Below are 19,543 nucleotides of genomic sequence, written 5' to 3'. Positions count from 1 at the left end.
TAACCAATATTTAATTTAGTAATTTCATTTTTTACTAAATTAAATTTTATCAACCCAGCAAGAAACCGCCCCGCATCAGCCTGCCGCCTGACTCAGCCGTGCGCCTGCCCGCGGCGCCGGCGCAGCAGCGCGAAATCGCCCGCCGAACCGAGCAGCAAGGCGCGGCTCCATACATGCTTGCGGCTTTGGCGATACACCAGGTAACTGCCCATGAGACCCAGCGCAAAACGGACAAACAGGTAGCGCTCGCCAAGCAGCGCCGCCGCGCCCATGGTGAACACCATGTGCATGAACATGATCACCAGCGCCGCCTGCCCCAGTTCGGCCAGGCAACGCGCAACCAGCGTATCGCCGGAAGCGATGTGGCGGGCGATGCGCACCAGCGTCACGCAGCAGGCCAAGGCGGCGGCGAAGGTCAGGAGCGGTACGCCGTAATGGGCCACCTTCATGTCGTAACCCAGGCCGAGGTTCCAGCCAAAGTAGCGGTTGGCGATCAGTACCGCGCATGCCAGCCCGGCCGCCGCCGCCGCTGCGCGGTAGGTACGACGTTGCTGCGGCATGGCGCGCAACAGGTAGCCGGCATAGAAGAACGGCGCCGCCGCCAGCGCCACATTGAGCGCCCACGGCGCCTGCAGGGCCGGGAAGAACCCGCTGTTGACATAACTCAACGCCAGCATGAGCGCATGCAGCCACAGCAGCGTGCGGCGGCGATAGCGCCCCAGCAACCAGGCTTCCAGCAGCAGCACCGCATAAAAGCAGGTCACGAACCAGAACGCCGCCACCCACGACGACAGGCGGCTGCCGCCCAGCAGCAGGTCGCCGGCGAAATCGAGCAGGGCCGCCTGGTCGTGCGGCTTGTTGGCAAACAGGTCGATGGCCAGCGGGATGTGGATGGCCAGCAGGAACACCGCATAAGGAATCAGCAGCTGTATCGCCTTGCGGCGGGCGAATGCCGCGATGTCGCCGACCGGACGGAACAGGTAGCCGCTGATGAAGAAGAACAGCGGCATGTGGAACAGGAAGATCAGGTCGAAACTGTAGCCGCCGTAGACGTGGCCCCATACCACCAGCACGATGCCGATGCCGCGGAAAACGTCGATCCATTGCTCGCGTTGCATGCGCTGTCCTTTGCGGTGACCTGGTGTGTGGAGGGACAGCGTGCAACGGACATGAGTTCAGGCGGATGCGAGGGCGCCCCGCGCGGCACCTGACTTTGCCTGGCTGGCGGCAATCGGAAGCGGCCCCCAGCTCTTCAATCGGCCCACCAATAGAAACGCCGCATGCGTGGCACATGCGGCGTCATGGTGCTGCAGCTCGTGATGGGCGTGATGGGCGTGATGGGCGTGCTGTCTCAGCCCTCGCCCAGATACGCCGCCTTCACGCGCGGATCGTTCAACATCTCCCTGGCATTGCCATCCATGGTGATCAGCCCCGACTCCATCACATAGCCCCGGTGCGCCGCCTCCAGCGCCAGCTTGGCGTTCTGTTCCACCAACAGGATCGTGATCCCCTGCGCCGATACATTGCGGATCACCTCAAAGATCTTCTCCACCATGATCGGCGACAAGCCCATCGACGGCTCATCCAGCAGCAGCAGCCTCGGGTGGCTCATCAGCGCACGCGCCATGGCCAGCATCTGCTGCTCCCCGCCCGACAGGGTCCCCGCCATCTGTCCCGCCCGTTCCTTCAGGCGCGGGAAGACCGCGAACCACTTGTCGATGTCGGCCGCGATCTGGCCCTTGTCATTGCTGGTGTAGGCCCCCATCAACAGGTTTTCCTGGATGCTCATGCGGGTAAATACCCCGCGCCCTTCCGGCACCATCGCCAGCTTGTCCTTGACCAGCTCGAAGGATTTCTTGCCCTTCAAGGCGCTGCCCAGGTATTCGATATGGCCCTCCACCTTGCTGGCCGGCAAGGTGCCCGTGATCGCCTTCAGGGTCGTGGTCTTGCCCGCGCCGTTGGCCCCGATCAGCGTCACCAGTTCGCCTTCGTTGACCTCCAGGCCGATGCCCTTGACCGCCTGGATGCCGCCATAGGCCACACTCAGTTGTTCGACTTTTAAGATGTTCGTTGTCATGTTCTGTGTTCCGCTTAGTGGCCTGCGCCCAGATAGGCCTCAATGACCGCCGGGTTCTTCTGCACCTCCGCCGGCACGCCCTCGGCAATCGGCTTGCCGTAGTCCAATACCGTGATCCGGTTGCACAGCCCCATCATCAATTTGACGTCGTGTTCGATCAGCAGGATGGTCTTGCCCTCGGCCTGGATCTTGACCAGCAGTTCCCGCAGGCCCAGCTTCTCGGTGGCGTTCATGCCCGCCGCCGGTTCGTCCAGCGCCAGCAGTTGCGGGTCGGTGGCCAGCGCACGGGCGATCTCCAGCCGTCTCTGGTCGCCGTACGACAGGTGCCGCGCCGTTCTCCTGGCGAACTGGCCGATGCCCACGAAGTCCAGCAGTTGCTGCGACTTCTCGCGGATTTGCGCTTCTTCCTCGCGCGCGGCCTTGTGGCGGAACACCGCGCCGAAGACGTTCTGTTTGGTGCGCACGTGGCAGCCCACCATCACGTTCTCCAGCACCGTCATGTCGCCGAACAGGCGGATGTTCTGGAAGGTGCGGGCAATCCCGGCCTTGGCCACTTCATGCGGCGCGCTCGGGGAATACGGCTTGCCGTCCAGTTCGAAGCTGCCGGTGTCGGGCTGGTACAGCCCGGTGATCACATTGAAGAAGGTGGTTTTACCGGCGCCGTTGGGGCCGATCAGGCCGTAGATCTGGCCGCGCTCGATGGTGATGCCCACGCCATTCAAGGCTTGCAGGCCGCCGAAGCGCTTGCTCACGTCGCGGATCTTGAGCAGTGTCTGTGTCATGGTCGTTCTCCTGCTTTCTGCTTAAGCTTTGACTTCGCCGGTGGCGGCGCCGCTGTGGGGGTGATCCGCTTCCGGGCGGTCTTCATGGCGCGGCGAGGGCCACAAGCCGGCCGGGCGGGTCAGCATGATCACCACCATGGCCAGGCCGTACAGCAGCTGGCGCAGCACTTCGGCATCGATCCAGATCTTGCCGAACAGGCTCATCTGTATCGGTTCGACCACATGGCGCAGCACTTCCGGCAGCGCCGCCAGGATCACGCCGCCCAGCACCACGCCGGGGATGTGGCCGATGCCGCCCAGCACCACCATGGCCAGCACCGCAATCGATTCGGTCAGCGAGAACGATTCCGGCGACACAAAGCCCTGGAAGGCGGCGAACATGGCGCCGGCCACGCCGCCGAAGGAGGCGCCCATGGCGAAGGCCAGCAGCTTGACGTTGCGGGTGTTGATGCCCATTGCCTTGGCGGCGATCTCATCCTCGCGGATGGCGACCCAGGCCCGGCCCAGGCGCGAGTCCTGCAGCCGGATCGAGAAGAAGATCACGGCGATGCACAGCAGCAGGAACAGGAAGTAGTAGGCGTTCACCGAGGGCGTGGTCATGCCGAAGATCTTGACCATCGAGCCCGAGCCCGGCTCGCCGGCCAGCGACACGCCGAACACCCGGATCGGGTCGATCAGGTTGATGCCTTGCGGGCCGTTGGTGATGTTGACCGGGGCATTGAGGTTGTTCATGAAGATGCGGATGATCTCGCCAAAGCCCAGCGTCACGATGGCCAGGTAGTCGCCGCGCAGCTTCAAGGTCGGCGCACCCAGCAGGGCCCCGAAGATAGCCGCGATCAGGGCCGACACCGGCACGATCACCCACAGCGACAGGTGGATGCCGTTCTGCACGATCTCCGGGCCGCACACCATGACCAGGAAGTTGCCCACCGCCGGGTAGGTGTTGACGAAGGACTCCAGCACCGCCGCGAACTGCGGCGAGGCCAGCAAACCCGCGGTATAGGCGCCGATCGCATAGAACGCGATATAACCCAGGTCCAGCAGGCCGGCGAAGCCCACCACCACGTTCAGGCCCAGCGCCAGCATGATGTACAGCAGGGCCATGTCCATGATGCGCACCCAGGAGTTGCCGAACTGCTGCGCGATGAAGGGGAACACGATCATCAGCGCCAGCAGCACCAGCAGGCTGGTCTTGGCTTGTGCCGGATTGCGCTTCATGTCGAAGGATAGGAGAGCCATTTGTCTTCTCTTCTTTGGATGTGGGTTAAGGCTTAAGCGCGGTCTGCTACGCGTTCGCCCATGATCCCCGAGGGGCGCAGGGTCAGCACGATGATCAGCACGATGAAGGCGAAGATGTCCTGGTAGTTGCTGCCCAGGAAGTCGCCGGTCAGGTCGCCGATGTAGCCTGCGCCCAGGCTTTCGATCAGGCCCAGCAAAATCCCGCCCAGCATGGCGCCGTAGATGTTGCCGATGCCGCCCAGCACCGCCGCCGAGAAGGCCTTCAAGCCCGGCACGAAGCCCATGGCGAATTGCGCCGTCGAGTAGTTGGCCGCCCACATCACCCCGGCAATGGCCGCCAGGGCCGCGCCGATGGCGAACGTGACCACGATCACCTTATTGGAATCGACCCCCATCAGCCCGGCAATGCGCGGGTTCTCGGCGGTGGCGCGCATGGCGCGGCCCATCTTGGTCTTCTCCACGATCAGCACCAGCCCCAGCATGGCCAGCACCGCCAGCGCCAGCAGCATGATCTGGGTGGGCGAGATCAGCGCGCCGGCGATATGCACCGGGTCCGACGGCATCACCTGCGGGAACGGCAAGGGGCTGCGGCCCCACAGCATCATGGCGATGGTCTGCAGCAGGATCGACACGCCGATGGCGGTAATCAGCGGCGCCAGGCGCGGCGCATTGCGCAGCGGCCGGTACGCCACCCGCTCGATCACCAGGCTGACCACGATGCACACCGGAATCGCCCCGACGATGGCAATGACCAGTTGCACGATGCCCGGCAACTGCGGCGCATGCAGCTGCACCAACTTGAGCAGGCTCAACCCCACCATCGCCCCCACCATCAGGATGTCGCCGTGCGCGAAGTTGATCAGGTTCAGCACCCCGTACACCATCGTGTAACCCAACGCGATCAGTGCGTACATGCTCCCTAGCACCAAACCGTTGATGATCTGCTGGATGAATATGTCCATAAATCGATGTCTCCTGTGCGGCGTTAGCGTGCTGCGCGACCGGCCGGCCGGAAGCTGTGGTGGCTTGCGCCGTGTGGACGGCGCTGCGGGTGATGTGTCATTTGGTTTCTCCCTTTTTGTATGTTGCTTGTTGCGGATAAAACGACGGATAAAAAAAGAGCGCGAAACAAGTCGCGCTCAGTGCGTCAGGCCAGGAACGCTCGCATCACGCGGGCGGCGGCCAGGTCCCAGGATGCCTGGCCGACGGTCTTGAAGACCGGCAGCGCGCCATTGACGTCCAGCGTTGCGCGCCCGACCTTGCCGGACAGCACATCGCCGATGGCGACCACGCGGTTCCAGTCGACCTTGGCCTGGATCAGGTCGCCGGCTTCGTGGTGCGCACCGCCGACATCGTCGACCACGATGGCGCGCGCGTGCAGCAGCGACGCCGGAAATTCGACCATGTCGGGCTTGAAGGCGCCGACGCCGATGGCCAGCGTGTCGGGCGCGATCTGTTCGGGAATGACCGCGGTGCGCGAGGTGGTCAGGGCGATCAGCACGTCGGTATGCGGCAGGTCTTGCTGCAGCATGGCCGCCGGCAAGGGGCTGGCGACGACCTGCGGATGGCGTTCGCACAAGGCGCTGCAGAACGCCTGCGTGCGCGCCAGGTCGCGCGCGGCGATCCAGAACTGGCGGATGCCGAAATATTGCGCCAGCGCGTCGGCATGGGCCGCGGCTTGCACGCCGGTGCCGATCAGCAGCGCCGACCTGGGCGCGCGCGGCAGCAGCGTCTTGATGCCCAGCATGGTCATGGCGGCAGTGCGGCGGCCGGTGACGGTGGGGCCATCCATCAGCGCGATGCGGCGGCCGGTGTGGGTGTCGAAGGCCACCACCTCGCCCTGGATGGCGGGCAGGTTGTGGCGGCCGTTCTCGGCATGCACGGTGATGAGCTTGGTCACCGACAAGTCGTCGGCGATGGCCGGCATGCCCAGCAGCACGCTGGATGCGTCGATCGGCACCACCTGGCGCTCGGGGGCGCGGATGCGGCCGCTGGCGAACTCTTGCGCGGCCGTTTCCAGGGCGTCGACCAGTTGCGCGTAAGGCAGCGCGGCGGCGGTTTGTTGGGCGTCGAGGATATGCATGTCAGCGCAGGAAAAAGCCGGTCGGGAATGGGTCGGATTCTTCCAGTACCCATTGGTTGGTGCTCATGATATGGGCGTGGCCGCTGACTTCGGTGAGTGCGCCGTCGAACTCTCCGACCTTGACGGGCGCGGTCACGCGCACGCCGAAGTTGCTGCCGACGATGCTGCCGTTGACGTAGTTCCGGTTCAGCGCCAGCTGTCCGCGCAGGAACAGTTGCGCGGCGCGGCCGGAGGTGCCGGTGCCGGTGGGCGAGCGGTCCACCTCGCGGTCGGCGAAGATGCAGACATTGGACTGGTCGGCGCCGGGGAAATTGGGTTCGCTGTCGATGATGGTGCCGTACAGGGTGTTCAGGCCCGGCTCCAGCGGATGCCGGATCGGCACCTTGGCGATCACCGCGGCCTTGGTCTCGGCGCCCAACTGGATCAGCTGGCGCACCAGTTCCGGCTTGACGGTGAGATTGGCCTGTTTGGCGTTGATGTAGTAGTAGAAGGCGCCGCCGAACACGATGTCGCCGACGATCTTGCCGAAGCTGGGCGTGTCGACCTCGACGTCGCGGCGGTAGATGAAGGCCGGCACGTTGTTGAAGCTGACGCGGCCGGCGCGCTTGCCGTCCCATTCGACGAAGGCTTCGATGAAGCCGGCCGGGGCGTCGAAGCAGATGCGCGTAAGCGGCGACACCGGCTCGACATAACCCATCTCGACCAGCACCTTGCCCAGCGCGATGATGCCGTGGCCGCACATGTCGCTGTAGCCTTCGTTATGGATGAAGATGACGCCGAAGTCGGCTTGCGGCGTGACCGGCGGCAGCAGGTAGGCGCCGTACATGTCGGCATGGCCGCGCGGCTCGTTCATCAGGAACTGGCGCAGGTCGTCGCGGTGTTCGCGCAGCCAGGCGCGCTGCTGCAGGATGCTGCCGGCCGGGATCTTGGGCAGGCCGGAAACCAGGATGCGCAACGGCTCGCCGCCGGTATGGGCGTCTATCGTCTGGACGGTGCGTGTGTAGCTGAGCATGTGCTTCCTTCTTCTAGAATCTAGAACGCATTGCTGCATCTGCCGGCAGATGCAAAGAGTACCATCCCGCGCGGCAAAAACCGTCCGTATCGGACGGCGCCGACAGGATGGGATGCTGCGCGGATGGGGTGCTGGCGAGGGAGGTTGAACTTCCCGCCGGCATGCGCCGGCGGGGCAGAACGTTCAGGCTGCCAGGGTAGGGGCCCGATCAGTAGCTGGTCAGCGGTACCGGGATGCCGTCCTTGAAACGGTACACGGTGACCGGGGATTGCTTCAGGTCGTGGTTGGCGTCGAAGTCGTACTGGCCGGCCACGCCCTTGTAGCTGATCTTGGCCAGCGCCGGGCCGAACTGCTTGGGCTCGACCGAGTTGGCCGCCTTCATGGCCTGGGCGATCAGCATCATGCCGTCGTAGAAGGACACGGCATAGGTTTCCGCAGGACGGCCGTATTTCTTCTGGTAGTCGTCGGCGAAGGTCTTGCCTTCCTTGGCCTTGTCCAGCATGGTGCCGCCCTGGGTACAGTAGACCGATTCGCCGATGGCGTCGCCGCCCAGGCGGCCCATTTCCGGCGAGCAGATGCCGTCGCCGCCCAGCAGCACGGCATTGATGCCCAGTTGCTTCATCTGGCGCTTGATCGGGCCGCCTTGCGGCGCGTAGCCGCCGATGAAGACGGCGTCGGGCTTCTTGCCCTTGATCGAGGTCAGGATGGCGGTGAAGTCGGTGGCCTTGTCGTTGGTGAAGTCCTTGCTGACCACCTCGATGCCGTTGGCCTTGGCGACCTTGCTGAACTCTTCGGCCAGGCCCTGGCCGTAGGCGGTACGGTCGTCGATCACCGCCACCTTCTTGAGCTTGAGTTCCTTGGCCGCGTACAGGGCCATCTTGCCGCCCAGCTGGCTGTCGCTGGCGGCGACGCGGAACAGGGTGGCGAAACCTTGCTGGGTGATCTTGGGGTTGGAGGCGACGGTGGCGACCACGATGCCAGCGTCATTGAACACGCGCGATGCGGGGATGGTCACGCCCGAGTTGTAGGGGCCGACGATGGCCTTGATGCCCTGGTCGGCCAGTTTTTGCGCGGCGCCTACGCCCGATTTCGGATCGGCCTGGTCGTCTTCGGCGATCACCTCGAACTTGATCTTCTTGCCGCCCACGGTGATGGGTTGCGCATTCAAGCGCTCGACGGCCATCATCAGGCCGCCCTGGTTATCCTTGCCGGCCGATGCCTGGGGGCCGGTCAGCGGGCTGGAAAAGCCGATCTTGACCACTTGGGTTTCCTGCGCCATGGCAAAGGCGGGAACCAGCGCCAGCGAGGCGGCGATGATGTTGAGTCCGGAGACGCGCTTGAACATAGGGGTGTTTCCTCTCTCTTCTAGAAAATCAGACTGCGGTGGATAGCTTGGTTAGCTTAAAACGCTGGATGTACGCCCCCCGGGATACAGGGTAACGATTCCGTCGATGCTGTACTGACTGCGCCGTTGCAGGTACGAACATATCAAAACTCGTAAAAAGATTGTCGGAGAAACTGCTGTCATCCGCGCAAGCGCGCCGCCGTTGGCGCACCATGCCCGCATTGCGTTGTATTTTTTATGAGGGAGGATTCTATTTACTCTTCACTGATATTAGGCGCGTTTATTGCCTTTATAATCAGAATAAAATTCTCTCATAATCTTGTTTGCCGAATAAAATTCAGAAACCATGGCAGCGCTCGACAAAATCAGCAAGAAAATATTGGCCGAACTGCAAAACGACGGCCGCATCAGCAATGTCGACCTGGCCGCGCGCGTGAACCTGTCGCCGGCGGCTTGCCTGGAACGGGTGCGCAAGCTGCAGGAGGCGGGCTATATCCTGGGCTTCGCCGCGCAGTTGAACCCCGAACTGCTGGACGTGTCGCTGCTGGTGTTCATCGAGGTGGTGCTGGACCGCACCACGCCCGACGTGTTCGCCGAATTCAAAAAGAGCGTGCAGAGCATCCCCGAGATCATGGAATGCCACATGGTGGCCGGCGGCTTCGATTACCTGGTCAAGTCGCGCGTCAAGGACATGAACGCCTACCGCGAATTCCTCGGCAAGTCGCTGCTGCAGTTGAAGGGCGTGCGCGAGACGCACACCTACGCGGTGATGGAAGAAGTGAAGAACACCATCCGCCTGCCGATCCGCTGACCCCGCTCCTTCAATGGACTCTCAGAAGTTTGCCAAGGGAACCAGAGCGCCATCCTTCAGGCGCAGGATGGTGACGTCGGAGTCCTTGAGGTCGTGCTTGGCGTCGAACTCATAGGTCGCTGTGATGCCCTTGTAGCGGCCGCGCGCCAGCACCGGCACGAACTTTTCCGGTTGCGCCGAGCCGGCGGCCTTCATGGCTTGCGCCAGCAGCAGCACGCCGTCGTAAAAGCTGGCCGCGTAGACGTCGGGCGGACGGCCGTAGCGGTTCTGGTAGGCGGCGGCGAATACCGCGCCATCGGCCACGCGCGTGAGCCACACGCCCCCTTGCACGCAGTAGACGCCGCCGCCCATGTAGTTGGCGGCCAGGCGGAACATCTCGAGCGAACATTGGGCATCGCCCGCGAGCATGGGCAAGGCCATCTTCTCGCGCGACATTTCGCGCAGCAGTTGCGCCGCCTGCGGCACATAGCCGGCGAAGAACACAGCGTCGGGGCCGGACTCTCGGACCTCGCCCAATACGCCGCGCACCTCGGGGTCGCTGGCGTGGACGCTCAGCTGGAGCACGATGGCGGTCTGCAAACCGTCCAGCCTGGCCGCCGCCTGGAATTCGTTGACCAGGCCCAAGGCATAGTCGGAACCATCGTTGACGATGGCGACGCGTTTGAGCTTCAGGTTGCGGGCGGCGTATTGCGCCAGCTTGCGCCCCATGTCGCCATCGCTGGCGCCCAGGCGGAATACGTAGTCGTAATCGATGCGCGTGACGGCCGGATTCGAGGCCACCGTCAGTATCGGCACGCGGCGCTGGTTGTATATCCTGGCCGCCGCCATCGCCACGCCCGAATTGAATGGCCCCAGCACCGCGCTCACCTTGGCGCGGGCGAATTCCTGCGCGATGTCCATTCCGAGCTCGGGACTGGCGCGGTCGTCCTTGACCAGCAGTTCGAAACGCGCCGGCTGGCCATCGATGCGCATGCCTTGCCGGTTGATCCGGTCTATCGCCATGCGGGCGCCGTTCAGGGCATCGGTGCCGCTGACGCCTTGGGTCCCCGACAGCGGCGCGGTAAATCCCAGCAGTACGTGCAACTCCCCCTTGGCCGCATCCTGAGCGCAAGCCGCGCAGGCCGAGATCAGCAGGCACGAACCGAGAAGGGAACGGAGGAAGCGTCGTCGCATGGATGGGGGCCGTGGGTGAAGCGGCGGCCGGTCGCCGCCGCAAGGTTCAAACTATACCAGCATGCCCGGCGGCATTTTTCCCCTGCGCCAAGAGGTTGTGAAAACTGCCGACCATAAAAAAACCCGGGCGACCTTCGCATGGAAGGCGACCCGGGCAAGCCGCGCCGGGGGCAGGCCGGCCGCCCCCGCCGGCATCCCTATCAGAAGCTGGTGCGCACGCCCACGATCAGGTTGCGCCCGCCCAGCGGCACCGACTCCTTGAGCACCGAGGTCGACAGGCGAATGTCCTGGTTCAGCAGGTTGCGCGCCAGCGCGAACCAGGTCAGTTTCACGCCGTTCAACTTCTGCGTGTACGACAGGTTGGCGTCGAGCTGGGTGTAGGCCGGCGTTTCGTAGGTTTCGAAGGATGCCAGGCGGTCCTGCTTCTGCGCGCGCAGCACTTTCACGCCGCTGGCCCAGGGGCCGGTCTTGTAGCCGAACTCCAGGCCGTAACGGGTAGCCGGTTGCAGCGGCAGGCTGCCCTGGTCGTCCAGCGTGCCGCGCGAGGTATCGGCGAAAGTACGCGCCGAGAAACCATCGCCGTTCCAGTTGTAAGTGACCTCGGCTTCGGCGCCGCGGATGGTGGCATCGCCCTGCGACCAGAAGCGCTGGGTGAATTCGCCGGATGGATCGGCATTGCCCTCGTCGTCGACCTGGCCGTTGGTACGGCCGTAGATGTAGTTATGCACCTTGTTGCGGAACAGGTTGCCCTTCCAGCGCACCAGGCCTTCGGTCTTTTGCAGCGTCAGCTCGATGTTGTGGGAAGTCTCCTTCTTCAGCTGGCTGTCGCCGATGTCGAAGGTGGCGGTCGATTCATGCGGGCCGTTGGAATACAGCTCTTCCACCGTCGGCGCGCGCTGCGCCAGAGAATAGGTCAACCCTAATCCATAACCGGGCTGGAACGCCCACAAGGCGCCGGCCGACCACGACAGCAGGTTGAAGTCGCGCCCTGCCAGGCCGCTGTCGCCATCGGGACGGCGGCTCACGCTCTCGGCGCGCAGGCCGGCGCTGGCCAGCACCTGGCCGAACTGGCGCTCCTCCACCAGGAAACCGGCGAAGGACGATGAACGCGTCGGCGGCGTCAGCTCCGAGGCGCCGCTGGAGGCCGACAGCGCCGAGTAATTGCCCTGCTCGGTCTGCACGCCGAAGGTGCCGTGCCAGCCGGCCAGCGGCGCGTGGGTCAGCTCCCAGCGCGTCTGCAGCACGCGGTTCTTGAACACGGTGGCGGGGGTGCCGTCCTGTTCCTTCTCGGTGTGGGTGTAGTCGGTGTAGCCGAAGCGGAAGCGGAATTTCTCGATGCCGGCGAAGGGGTTGTTGACCAGCGTGTCGATGTCGTAGCGGCTCTGGTGCAGGTCGATGAAGGACATCTCGCTGGTAGGAATGCCGTAGTGGTCGTCCAGCGTCGAGGCCGACAGGCCGACGTAGCCCCAGTTGGTGACGTAGGACGCGCCCACGCCGCCGCTGGTCTCGTGCGTGAACGAATTGGGCAGGCGGCCCGAGGCGCTGGAAGAATCGCCCTGCTGGGCATTGCCGGGGATCTTGTAGTTGTCGGTGTCGCGGTAGTTGCCGTCGACGTGCAGGCCGATCTGGCCGGCCGAGGTATCCAGCGAGAAGGAACCGTTTTTCTCGCCGTCGACGGTGCCGTAGCGCCCTTCGACGGTGCCGGTGGGCCGGCCGACCAGTTCCGTCGGGATGCGGTCGTTGACCACGTTGACCAGGCCGCCGATGGCGCCCGAGCCGTACAGCAGCGCGGCCGGGCCGCGCAGGATCTCGATCTGGCGCGCCGTGGCCGCCTCGGCGCCGACCGCGTGGTCGTTGGAGACGGTGGAAACATCAGACACGGCCATGCCGTTTTGCAGGATCATCACGCGCGGCCCTTCCATGCCGCGGATGATGGGACGCGAGGCGCCGGCGCCGAAAGCCGACGCCGACACGCCCAGTTCGGACGACAAGGTGTCGCCCAGCGAATTGCCCAGTTTGTTGCGCAGCTCATCGCCGGCCAGCACCTTGGCCGGCGCCAGCACTTGCACATCCTCTTCCGAGGCGAAGGGGGTAGCGGTGACCACGATTGGCTGCAGCGCGGGCTGCGCCGGCACAGTGGCGTCGCCGGTGGCGGATGCGGTCTGCGCCAGTGCCGGTGCGGACCAGGAAGCCAGCGCGGAAACGACTGCGGCGGCCATGAGTTGCCCTTGCAGGCGGCGTTGAAGCGGGTATTGGACTGCCATGTGAATTCCTTGTAGTGCGCCAGGCGCCGCCTGGCCGGATCAGAACAGGCGGCGCCGATACGCCGGCCGTCCGGACGTGCCCATGCCGCGGCAATGCCGGGCCCGCGCGGGGCGACGGCAATGCGTACGCGGCCGGATCACGAACGACAACCGGCAACGAAATGTTGGATCAACGGGGGAAGGAATTCAGCGCGGCGGGGCGCGCGAGGAGAAATGGCAGACAAAAGGCGCATCCCAGGATGCGAAGGCTTGCCACAGCGCCAGCATGCGGGCCGGCGGCAATAGCGGCGGCAGGGGGAAGTCGAAGTGCATGACGGCCGACAGCGTGGCGGCGTCGTAGGCGGCGCAGGAGTGGTGCGGATCGGCGCCGTGGGCGGTTGCGGAATGCGGGTCGCCGGAAGCGGCCGGGGCCAGTTGCGGCTGGTCGTCGCCCTCATCGAACCAGGCTTCGTCAACCAGCGAATGCACGGCGCCGCCTTGCCAGCCGGCGTGGGCGATGCCGTGCAAAAAGCCCATCCCCTGCGCGAACAGCAGCGACATCACCAGCAAGGCGATGAAGGCTGAACAACGCGTGGAACGCAGGATGGGCATGGCGCAGGGATCAGGTTCGGAAGCGCGTCATGTCAATCGAAGACGCGCATCCGGAAATAGGCAAGCAATACGGGGGATTCCGATACAAACGATGCAGTCAGCCGGTCGCACCGGCGGCAGATCGCTGCCGGCGCGTGCCCCTTGCCGCTGCGGCCAGGGGCCAAGCCCTGCAAGGGCCGGGATCAGTCGCCGTAGAGCTTTTGCTTGAGCTCGCGGCGTTGCTGCGCTTCCAGCGACAAAGTCGCGGTCGGGCGCGCCAGCAGACGGGGAATGCCGATCGGCTCGCCGGTTTCTTCGCACCAGCCGTATTCGCCGTTATCGATCGAAACGATGGACTGCTGGACTTTCTTGAGCAGCTTGCGTTCGCGATCGCGGGTACGCAGTTCGAGGGCGTGTTCTTCCTCGATGGTGGCGCGGTCGGCCGGATCCGGCACCAGCACGGTTTCGCGCAGGTGTTCGGTGGTTTCGCCGGCATTCTTGAGCAAATCCTTTTCCAGCTGCTTGAGACGAGCTTTGAAAAAAGCAAGCTGCGCTTCGTTCATGTAGTCCTTCTCAGCCATCTTGAGGATTTGCTCCTCAGTCAGCAATGCTTGCGCTGCAGGGGTAGTTTTGGGAGTTTTAGTTGCCACTTCGCTTACTTTCAATATAGAACTCATTTCATCAATAGGCGCGAGTGCGAGCGAGTCCCGTTCGGGATGGAGTGCAAGGCGCGAACTTGGGTCAGGACTGGACGTCCTGGCCCAGGTTCGCAACGCGGCAATCCGCCCAAACGGGCCGCTCCCTGCGGGTTCTGCCCAGAAAAGGCGCTGGCTGCGTTGCGCTCCTTGCCAGCGCCTTTTCTAGGCAGAACGCATCTCACGCCTATTGATGAAATGAGTTCTACTGGTTTTTCAACTATATCCAATGGCCCGGCCATACCTTGCTGCCGGAACTGGTCGCTTTTGAATCCACTTCCCTTGCCGACGTTGCTTTTGCTGCCGGTGCGGGCTGCCGATGGCGCAGCCTTTTTCGCGGTCAAGGATTGTACACCAACACTTCCGGATGCCAAGGACTTTGACCGCGCTCCCGCCAGGGTGCCGCCGGGCTTGCTCGCGCTTGGGATCGCAGCGGGGACAGTCCGCCCCGGCGCGCCTGTTTTGGGCGGCTTGCGGGCTGGTGCGCTTTTCACGGAGCTATTCATTACTCCCCCTGTTCGGGCAAAGCGTGGGTGGCTGATTCCGCTTAAAAGTTATGGTGGTTCCGAGCATCAGCCTGGCCGGCTCAGCCGCAAGGCCAAGCGCGCCGCAGGCGCTGCCGGCGAAATGCGGTTGGCAAACCGAGTACAGTTTATACCAGAAGATCGCCGGGAAGTGGGCGCTGCCGGCGCTTGCCTGCCGCAGCGCGGCAAGTTTGCCCATACGGCAACAAACCGGCGTCAGGCATGCCTTTTCCCGCACACCGGACAATTGCGGTCGCGCGCCACCGAGATCGAGGTCCACTCCATCTCGCGCGCCTCCAGGATCAGCAGCCGCCCGGCCAGCGAACGGCCGACTCCCGCCACCAGCTTCAGGGCCTCGGCGGCCTGCATGGCGCCGATGATGCCCACCAGCGGCGAGAACACGCCCATGACCGAGCATTGCACCTCCTCGAATTCGCGGTCGGGCGGGAACAGGCAGGCATAGCACGGCGAGGCATCGCCGCGCGGGTCGAACACGCTGACCTGGCCGTCGAAACGGATCGCTGCGCCCGACACCAGCGGCACGCCGGCGGTAACGCAGGCGCGGTTGACGGCATGGCGGGTGGCGAAGTTGTCGCTGCAATCGAGCACCACGTCGGCTTGCCCCACCAGTTGCTGCAGGCGCTCCCCTTCGGCGCGTTCGGCCAGCGCCACGACCTCGGTGTCCGGGTTGATCTGGCGCAGCGCCTCGCGGCCCGATTCGACCTTGGCCTGGCCGACGCGGCCGGTGGTGTGCATGATCTGCCGTTGCAGGTTGGTCAGGTCGACCGCATCGTTATCCACCAGCGTGATGCGCCCGATACCGGCCGAGGCCAGGTACATGGCCGCCGGCGAGCCCAGGCCGCCGGCCCCGATCACCAGCGCGTGCGCGGCCAGCAGGCGCGACTGGCCTTCGATATCGATCTCGTCGAGCAGGATGTGGCGCGAATAGCGCAGCAGTTGTTGGTCGTTCATGGCGAAACTGTGGAACTGTGGATGAGGCCCCATGAAAAAAGGCCGCTTGGGAGCGGCCCGGCACAATGTACCCGATACTGGCGCGATGCATGGCGGGGAGCCTTGATGATTCTTGCCGGCGCCCCGCCGTACCGCCATGCTTACTTGGTGTCGCCCTTGGCCGGCGCCGGCGCTGCCTTGCCGTCGTCCTTGGCCGGCGTGTCTTGCTTGCCTTCTTCATTGCGCACTTCCGGCTTGGCGTTGGATACCTTCACCGGCAAACCCTTCAGATGGTTCAGCGCTTGCGCCAGCTGGAAATCGTCCTTGCTGCCGAAGTCCAGCGGCTTGCGCTTTTTCTCGGCGGCGATCAGGCGTTCCTCGGCTTGCTCGTCCAGTGTTTGCGCCTTGACCTCGGCCGACTTGTCGGTTTCGTTGGTCAGGTGCTTGGAGAGATCGGCCTCGCGCAGGCGCAGGCCGTTCAAGCCATCGCCGTCCGGGTATTCGTCGACCATGATGTCAGGCACGATGCCGCGCGCCTGGATCGAACGCCCATTGGGGGTGAAATAACGCGCGGTGGTCAGCTTGACCGCGGTGTTCTTCTCGGGCGGCAGCGCAATCACCGACTGCACCGAGCCCTTGCCGAAGGTCTGCGTGCCCATGATGGTGGCGCGCTTGTAGTCCTGCAGCGCGCCGGCCACGATTTCGGAGGCCGAGGCCGAGCCGCTGTTGACCAGCACCACCATCGGCACCTTCTTGATGGCGTCCGGCAGGCGCGAGAGCGGGTCGTTGAGCGGGTTGGAGGCGTAGAACTCGCGCTTGGCGTAGAAGGTCTGCTTGGAGCTGGGGATCTGGCCGTTGGTCGAAACCACCACCGAATCCTTGGGCAGGAAGGCGGCCGACACGCCGATGGCGCCCGGCAGCACGCCGCCCGGATCGTTGCGCAGGTCGAGCACGATGCCCTTCAGGTTAGGCTCCTGGGCGTAGATCGCGGCCAGCTTCTTGGCCATGTCATCCACCGTCGGTTCCTGGAACTGGGTCACGCGCAGCCAGGCGTAGCCGGGTTCGATGACCTTGGACTTGACGCTTTGCACGCGGATTTCCTGGCGGGTGATGGTCAGGATGATGGGCTTGTCTTCTTCCTTGCGGGCGATGGTCAGCGTGATCTTGGTGTTAGGCTCGCCGCGCATCCTCTTGACCGCCTCGTCCAGGGTCAGGCCCTTGACCGGGGTGCTGTCCAGGCGGGTAATCAGGTCGCCCGACTTGATGCCGGCGCGAAAGGCCGGCGAATCCTCGATCGGCGAGATGACCTTGACGTAGCCGTCTTCCATCCCGACTTCGATGCCCAGGCCGACGAACTTGCCCATGGTGCCTTCGCGCAGCTCCTTGTAGGCCTTCTTGTCCAGATAAGCCGAGTGCGGGTCGAGCGAGGCGACCATGCCCGAAATGGCTTCGGTCAGCAGCTTCTTGTCATCCACCGGCTCGACGTAGTCGGACTTGATCAGCCCGAATACATCGGCCATCTGGCGCAGCTCCTCCAAAGGCAGCGATGCCGTTGCGTTCTTTTGCGCGATGGCATCGAACTGAATCATCGCCGTGGCGCCTGCCACCATGCCCAACCCGATCAGACTGATATTCTTGAGTTTGCTGCCCATGTGTCACCTAGTAGTTACCCACCCTTGTGGGTCGAATGCGCGGCCTTGATACCGCATTTCAAAGTATAAACCCGATTGCTCGTTGCCGCCGCTATTGCCCGCAGTGGCGATGCCTTCCCCGGCCTTGACCAGATCGCCCGCCCGCTTGAGCACCGACTGGTTATTGCCGTAAATCGTCATGTACTGGTTGCCGTGGTCGATGATGATCAGGTTGCCGAAACCGCGCAGCCAGTCGGCGAACACCACCCGCCCACCCGCCACTGCCCTCACTTCCGAGCCTTCCGCGGCGCGGATGAACAGGCCGCGCGAGGTCGGCCCGTTGCCTTGGCTGCTGCCGAACTTGGACATCAGATCACCCTTGACCGGCAGGCGCAACTGGCCGCGCAGGCTGGCAAAGGGCTTGCCGAAATTGTCCGGCTGCAGTTCCGGCAAGGTGTCGTTGCGGCCCAGCGCAGCGGTCTTGGGCGGTTCGTCGTCGTCGATGGCATCGACCGGATCGGGCTGCCGGGGCGCCGGCTTGCCGGCCTTGGCCGCTTGCGCCGCCCGCTCGGCCGCCCGTGCGCGCTGCTCCGCCAGGCGCTTCTCGCGTTCGGCCCGGGCTTTGGCCAACTGCTCCTGGCGCCGCTTTTCGCGCGCTTCGGCTTCGGCCTTCTTCTGCTGCTCGATGATCTGCGCCAGCTTGTCGACCAGGCTGGAAAGGCGCTGCTGGTCCTGCTCGATGCGCCCGGCTTCCTTGCGCTGCGTGTTCAGCTTGGTCGACAACTGCGACAACAGCGCCGAACGCCGCGATTTTTCCTTCTCCAGCACCTGCTTCTGCTCGTTCTCTTCCTGGGCGATTTCTTCCAGTTCGAACTTGGCGTTCTGGGTGTCGGCCTTGTTGCTGCGGATCGCCTGCAGATTGGCGCGCAGCGTTTCGATCAGCTTGGCCTGGGCTTGCGAGATGTAGCCCATGTACTGCAGTTCGCGGTTGATGCGATTGGGATTGTCGCCCGACAGCAGCAGCTTGATGCGGTCTTCGTTGCCGGCCACATACTGCTCGCGCAGCAGCTTGGACAGCTGCGCCTGCTGGGCGTTGACCAGCGCGGTCAGCTCATTGAGCTGGCGCACCAGCTGGGTCAGCCGGCTCTCGGTGGCCTGCTGCTCCTGCGCCAGGTCGCGCAGCGAGCGGTTGGCCTTGGAAATCGCCTGTTCGGAGACAGCCAGCGCATCGGCGGCATTGCCCTTGGCGGTCTCGGTCTGGTCGATGTCGCGCTTCAAGGCTGTCAGGCGCTGCTGCAGGTCGGCCCTTTCCTTTTCGGCGGCCTGTTTCTGCCGGGTGCGCTCGGTGATGGCCTGGGCATGCGCGGCAGGCGTCCACGCCACCGCGCCGGCGGCCGCAGCCGCCAGCAGCAGCGGCGCGGCATGCTGCCGGGCTGTCCGGGAAATCTGATGGAATAGCGTGCGCGGGACGGCGCACGCCTTGGGGAAGGAACGCAGTTTTATGTCGACTTCCCTTGGTTGGCTACCGCCTTGAGCGCAGCTTCGATGGCGGACTGGTCGCCCAGATAATAGCTCTTGATCGGTTTCAGGTCGGCATCCAGCTCATACACCAGCGGCTGGCCGTTGGGGATGTTCAGGCCGACGATGTCGTTGTCGCTGATGCCGTCGAGATACTTGATCAGGGCGCGCAGGCTGTTGCCGTGGGCGGACACGATGATATGCCGGCCGGCGCGGATGGCCGGGGCGATGGAGTCGTTCCAGGCCGGCAGCACGCGCGCGACGGTGTCCTTCAGGCATTCGGTCAGCGGGATTTGCGCGCGCGCCAGGCCGGCGTAACGCGGGTCGCCAAAAGAATCGCGCTCGTCGCCCGCGGCCAGCGGATTGGGCGGCGTATCGTAGCTGCGGCGCCAGACCAGCACCTGGGCGTCGCCGTACTGGGCGGCGGTCTCCGCCTTGTTCAGGCCTTGCAGGGCGCCGTAGTGGCGCTCGTTCAAGCGCCAGTCGTTCTGGACCGGCACATACATCTGGTCCATTTCGTCCAGGGTGGTCCACAGGGTGCGGATGGCGCGCTTCAAGACCGAGGTGTAGGCCAGGTCGAAACTGAAACCGGCTTCTTTGAGCAGCTTGCCGGCCTGGCGGGCCTCGGCCACGCCCTTTTCGGTCAGGTCGACATCGACCCAGCCGGTGAAGCGGTTGGCCAGGTTCCAGGTCGATTCGCCGTGGCGCATGAATACGATTTTGTACATAGTGGGCTTTTTTGATGATGGAAAAGCTGTGCGTAGAAAATCCGGGCGCATGGCTGCCGCGGCTTTCAGATCGTGAGCACGTTCTCGGGCCTTCGCAGGCCGGGCGATTCGGATAATGCAAATCGCGAATGCTTCTATTT

Annotated in this window: 17 protein-coding genes; 1 reads left to right on the top strand and 16 read right to left on the bottom strand. The window is 64.3% G+C overall.

The genetic code is table 11. The features are described 5' to 3' along the window. Nucleotides 1-92: 92 nt before the first annotated feature. The 8 genes from AC07N6_RS23005 to AC07N6_RS22970 form a co-directional block, all read right to left on the bottom strand. Nucleotides 93-1,118 (bottom strand): acyltransferase family protein, encoded by a 1,026-nt coding sequence (locus AC07N6_RS23005; RefSeq protein ID WP_494783477.1) that lies wholly within the window; start codon nt 1,116-1,118, stop codon nt 93-95. Between the two features lie 233 nt (nt 1,119-1,351). Continuing rightward, nucleotides 1,352-2,077, bottom strand: a complete 726-nt coding sequence (locus tag AC07N6_RS23000) for an ABC transporter ATP-binding protein (protein WP_494783478.1) — start codon at nt 2,075-2,077, stop codon at nt 1,352-1,354. A 14-nt stretch (nt 2,078-2,091) separates the two neighbouring features. Then, the gene (locus AC07N6_RS22995; RefSeq protein ID WP_494783479.1) at nt 2,092-2,859 is read right to left on the bottom strand and encodes an ABC transporter ATP-binding protein; all 768 of its coding nucleotides are present in this window, start codon (nt 2,857-2,859) and stop codon (nt 2,092-2,094) included. Between the two features lie 21 nt (nt 2,860-2,880). Then, nucleotides 2,881-4,098, bottom strand: a complete 1,218-nt coding sequence (locus AC07N6_RS22990) for an ABC transporter permease subunit (protein WP_494783480.1) — start codon at nt 4,096-4,098, stop codon at nt 2,881-2,883. A gap of 32 nt (nt 4,099-4,130) precedes the next feature. Beyond that, on the bottom strand, nt 4,131-5,060 hold the full coding sequence (locus AC07N6_RS22985) for a branched-chain amino acid ABC transporter permease (RefSeq protein ID WP_141911306.1): 930 nt from the start codon (nt 5,058-5,060) through the stop codon (nt 4,131-4,133). Nucleotides 5,061-5,245: 185 nt separating this feature from the next. Beyond that, a complete protein-coding gene (locus tag AC07N6_RS22980) occupies nt 5,246-6,181 on the bottom strand; it encodes a delta(1)-pyrroline-2-carboxylate reductase family protein (protein WP_494783481.1) in 936 nt (311 codons plus the stop codon). Nucleotide 6,182: 1 nt separating this feature from the next. After that, nucleotides 6,183-7,193 carry a proline racemase family protein gene (locus AC07N6_RS22975; RefSeq protein WP_494783482.1) on the bottom strand — a complete coding sequence of 337 codons (1,011 nt, stop codon included), beginning with the start codon at nt 7,191-7,193 and terminating at the stop codon, nt 6,183-6,185. Between the two features lie 208 nt (nt 7,194-7,401). Next, nucleotides 7,402-8,538: a branched-chain amino acid ABC transporter substrate-binding protein gene (locus tag AC07N6_RS22970; RefSeq protein ID WP_494783483.1), complete on the bottom strand. Its 1,137-nt coding sequence runs from the start codon at nt 8,536-8,538 to the stop codon at nt 7,402-7,404. Between the two features lie 346 nt (nt 8,539-8,884). Between AC07N6_RS22970 and AC07N6_RS22965 the strand changes: the two genes are divergently transcribed. Next, entirely contained in the window at nt 8,885-9,349 is a 465-nt protein-coding gene (locus AC07N6_RS22965; protein ID WP_050470298.1) for an Lrp/AsnC ligand binding domain-containing protein, read from the top strand. 21 nt (nt 9,350-9,370) lie between these two features. On the opposite strand, the gene AC07N6_RS22960 is transcribed toward AC07N6_RS22965, so the two are convergent. The 8 genes from AC07N6_RS22960 to gpmA all read right to left on the bottom strand — a co-directional run bounded on the left by AC07N6_RS22960 (nt 9,371) and on the right by gpmA (nt 19,403). Further along, nucleotides 9,371-10,522, bottom strand: a complete 1,152-nt coding sequence (locus tag AC07N6_RS22960; protein ID WP_494783484.1) for a branched-chain amino acid ABC transporter substrate-binding protein — start codon at nt 10,520-10,522, stop codon at nt 9,371-9,373. Between the two features lie 200 nt (nt 10,523-10,722). Further along, the gene (locus AC07N6_RS22955; protein ID WP_494783485.1) at nt 10,723-12,786 is read right to left on the bottom strand and encodes a TonB-dependent receptor; all 2,064 of its coding nucleotides are present in this window, start codon (nt 12,784-12,786) and stop codon (nt 10,723-10,725) included. A 186-nt stretch (nt 12,787-12,972) separates the two neighbouring features. Next, nucleotides 12,973-13,377, bottom strand: coding sequence for a hypothetical protein (locus tag AC07N6_RS22950; RefSeq protein WP_494783486.1), 405 nt, complete (start codon nt 13,375-13,377; stop codon nt 12,973-12,975). Nucleotides 13,378-13,559: 182 nt separating this feature from the next. After that, a complete protein-coding gene (gene dksA, locus AC07N6_RS22945) occupies nt 13,560-13,964 on the bottom strand; it encodes an RNA polymerase-binding protein DksA (RefSeq protein WP_494783487.1) in 405 nt (134 codons plus the stop codon). A gap of 827 nt (nt 13,965-14,791) precedes the next feature. Beyond that, nucleotides 14,792-15,547 (bottom strand): HesA/MoeB/ThiF family protein, encoded by a 756-nt coding sequence (locus tag AC07N6_RS22940; RefSeq protein WP_494783488.1) that lies wholly within the window; start codon nt 15,545-15,547, stop codon nt 14,792-14,794. A gap of 140 nt (nt 15,548-15,687) precedes the next feature. Continuing rightward, nucleotides 15,688-17,178: a S41 family peptidase gene (locus AC07N6_RS22935; RefSeq protein WP_494783489.1), complete on the bottom strand. Its 1,491-nt coding sequence runs from the start codon at nt 17,176-17,178 to the stop codon at nt 15,688-15,690. A gap of 3 nt (nt 17,179-17,181) precedes the next feature. Next, the gene (locus AC07N6_RS22930; protein ID WP_494783490.1) at nt 17,182-18,540 is read right to left on the bottom strand and encodes a murein hydrolase activator EnvC family protein; all 1,359 of its coding nucleotides are present in this window, start codon (nt 18,538-18,540) and stop codon (nt 17,182-17,184) included. Nucleotides 18,541-18,656: 116 nt separating this feature from the next. Then, entirely contained in the window at nt 18,657-19,403 is a 747-nt protein-coding gene (gene gpmA, locus AC07N6_RS22925) for a 2,3-diphosphoglycerate-dependent phosphoglycerate mutase (protein ID WP_494783491.1), read from the bottom strand. Nucleotides 19,404-19,543 lie beyond the last annotated feature (140 nt).

It is taken from the genome of Herbaspirillum sp. GW821-FHT09A12, assembly GCF_059418325.1.
Note: the sequence above shows the minus strand (reverse complement) of the source record. Positions and strands in the feature narration are given on the sequence as shown.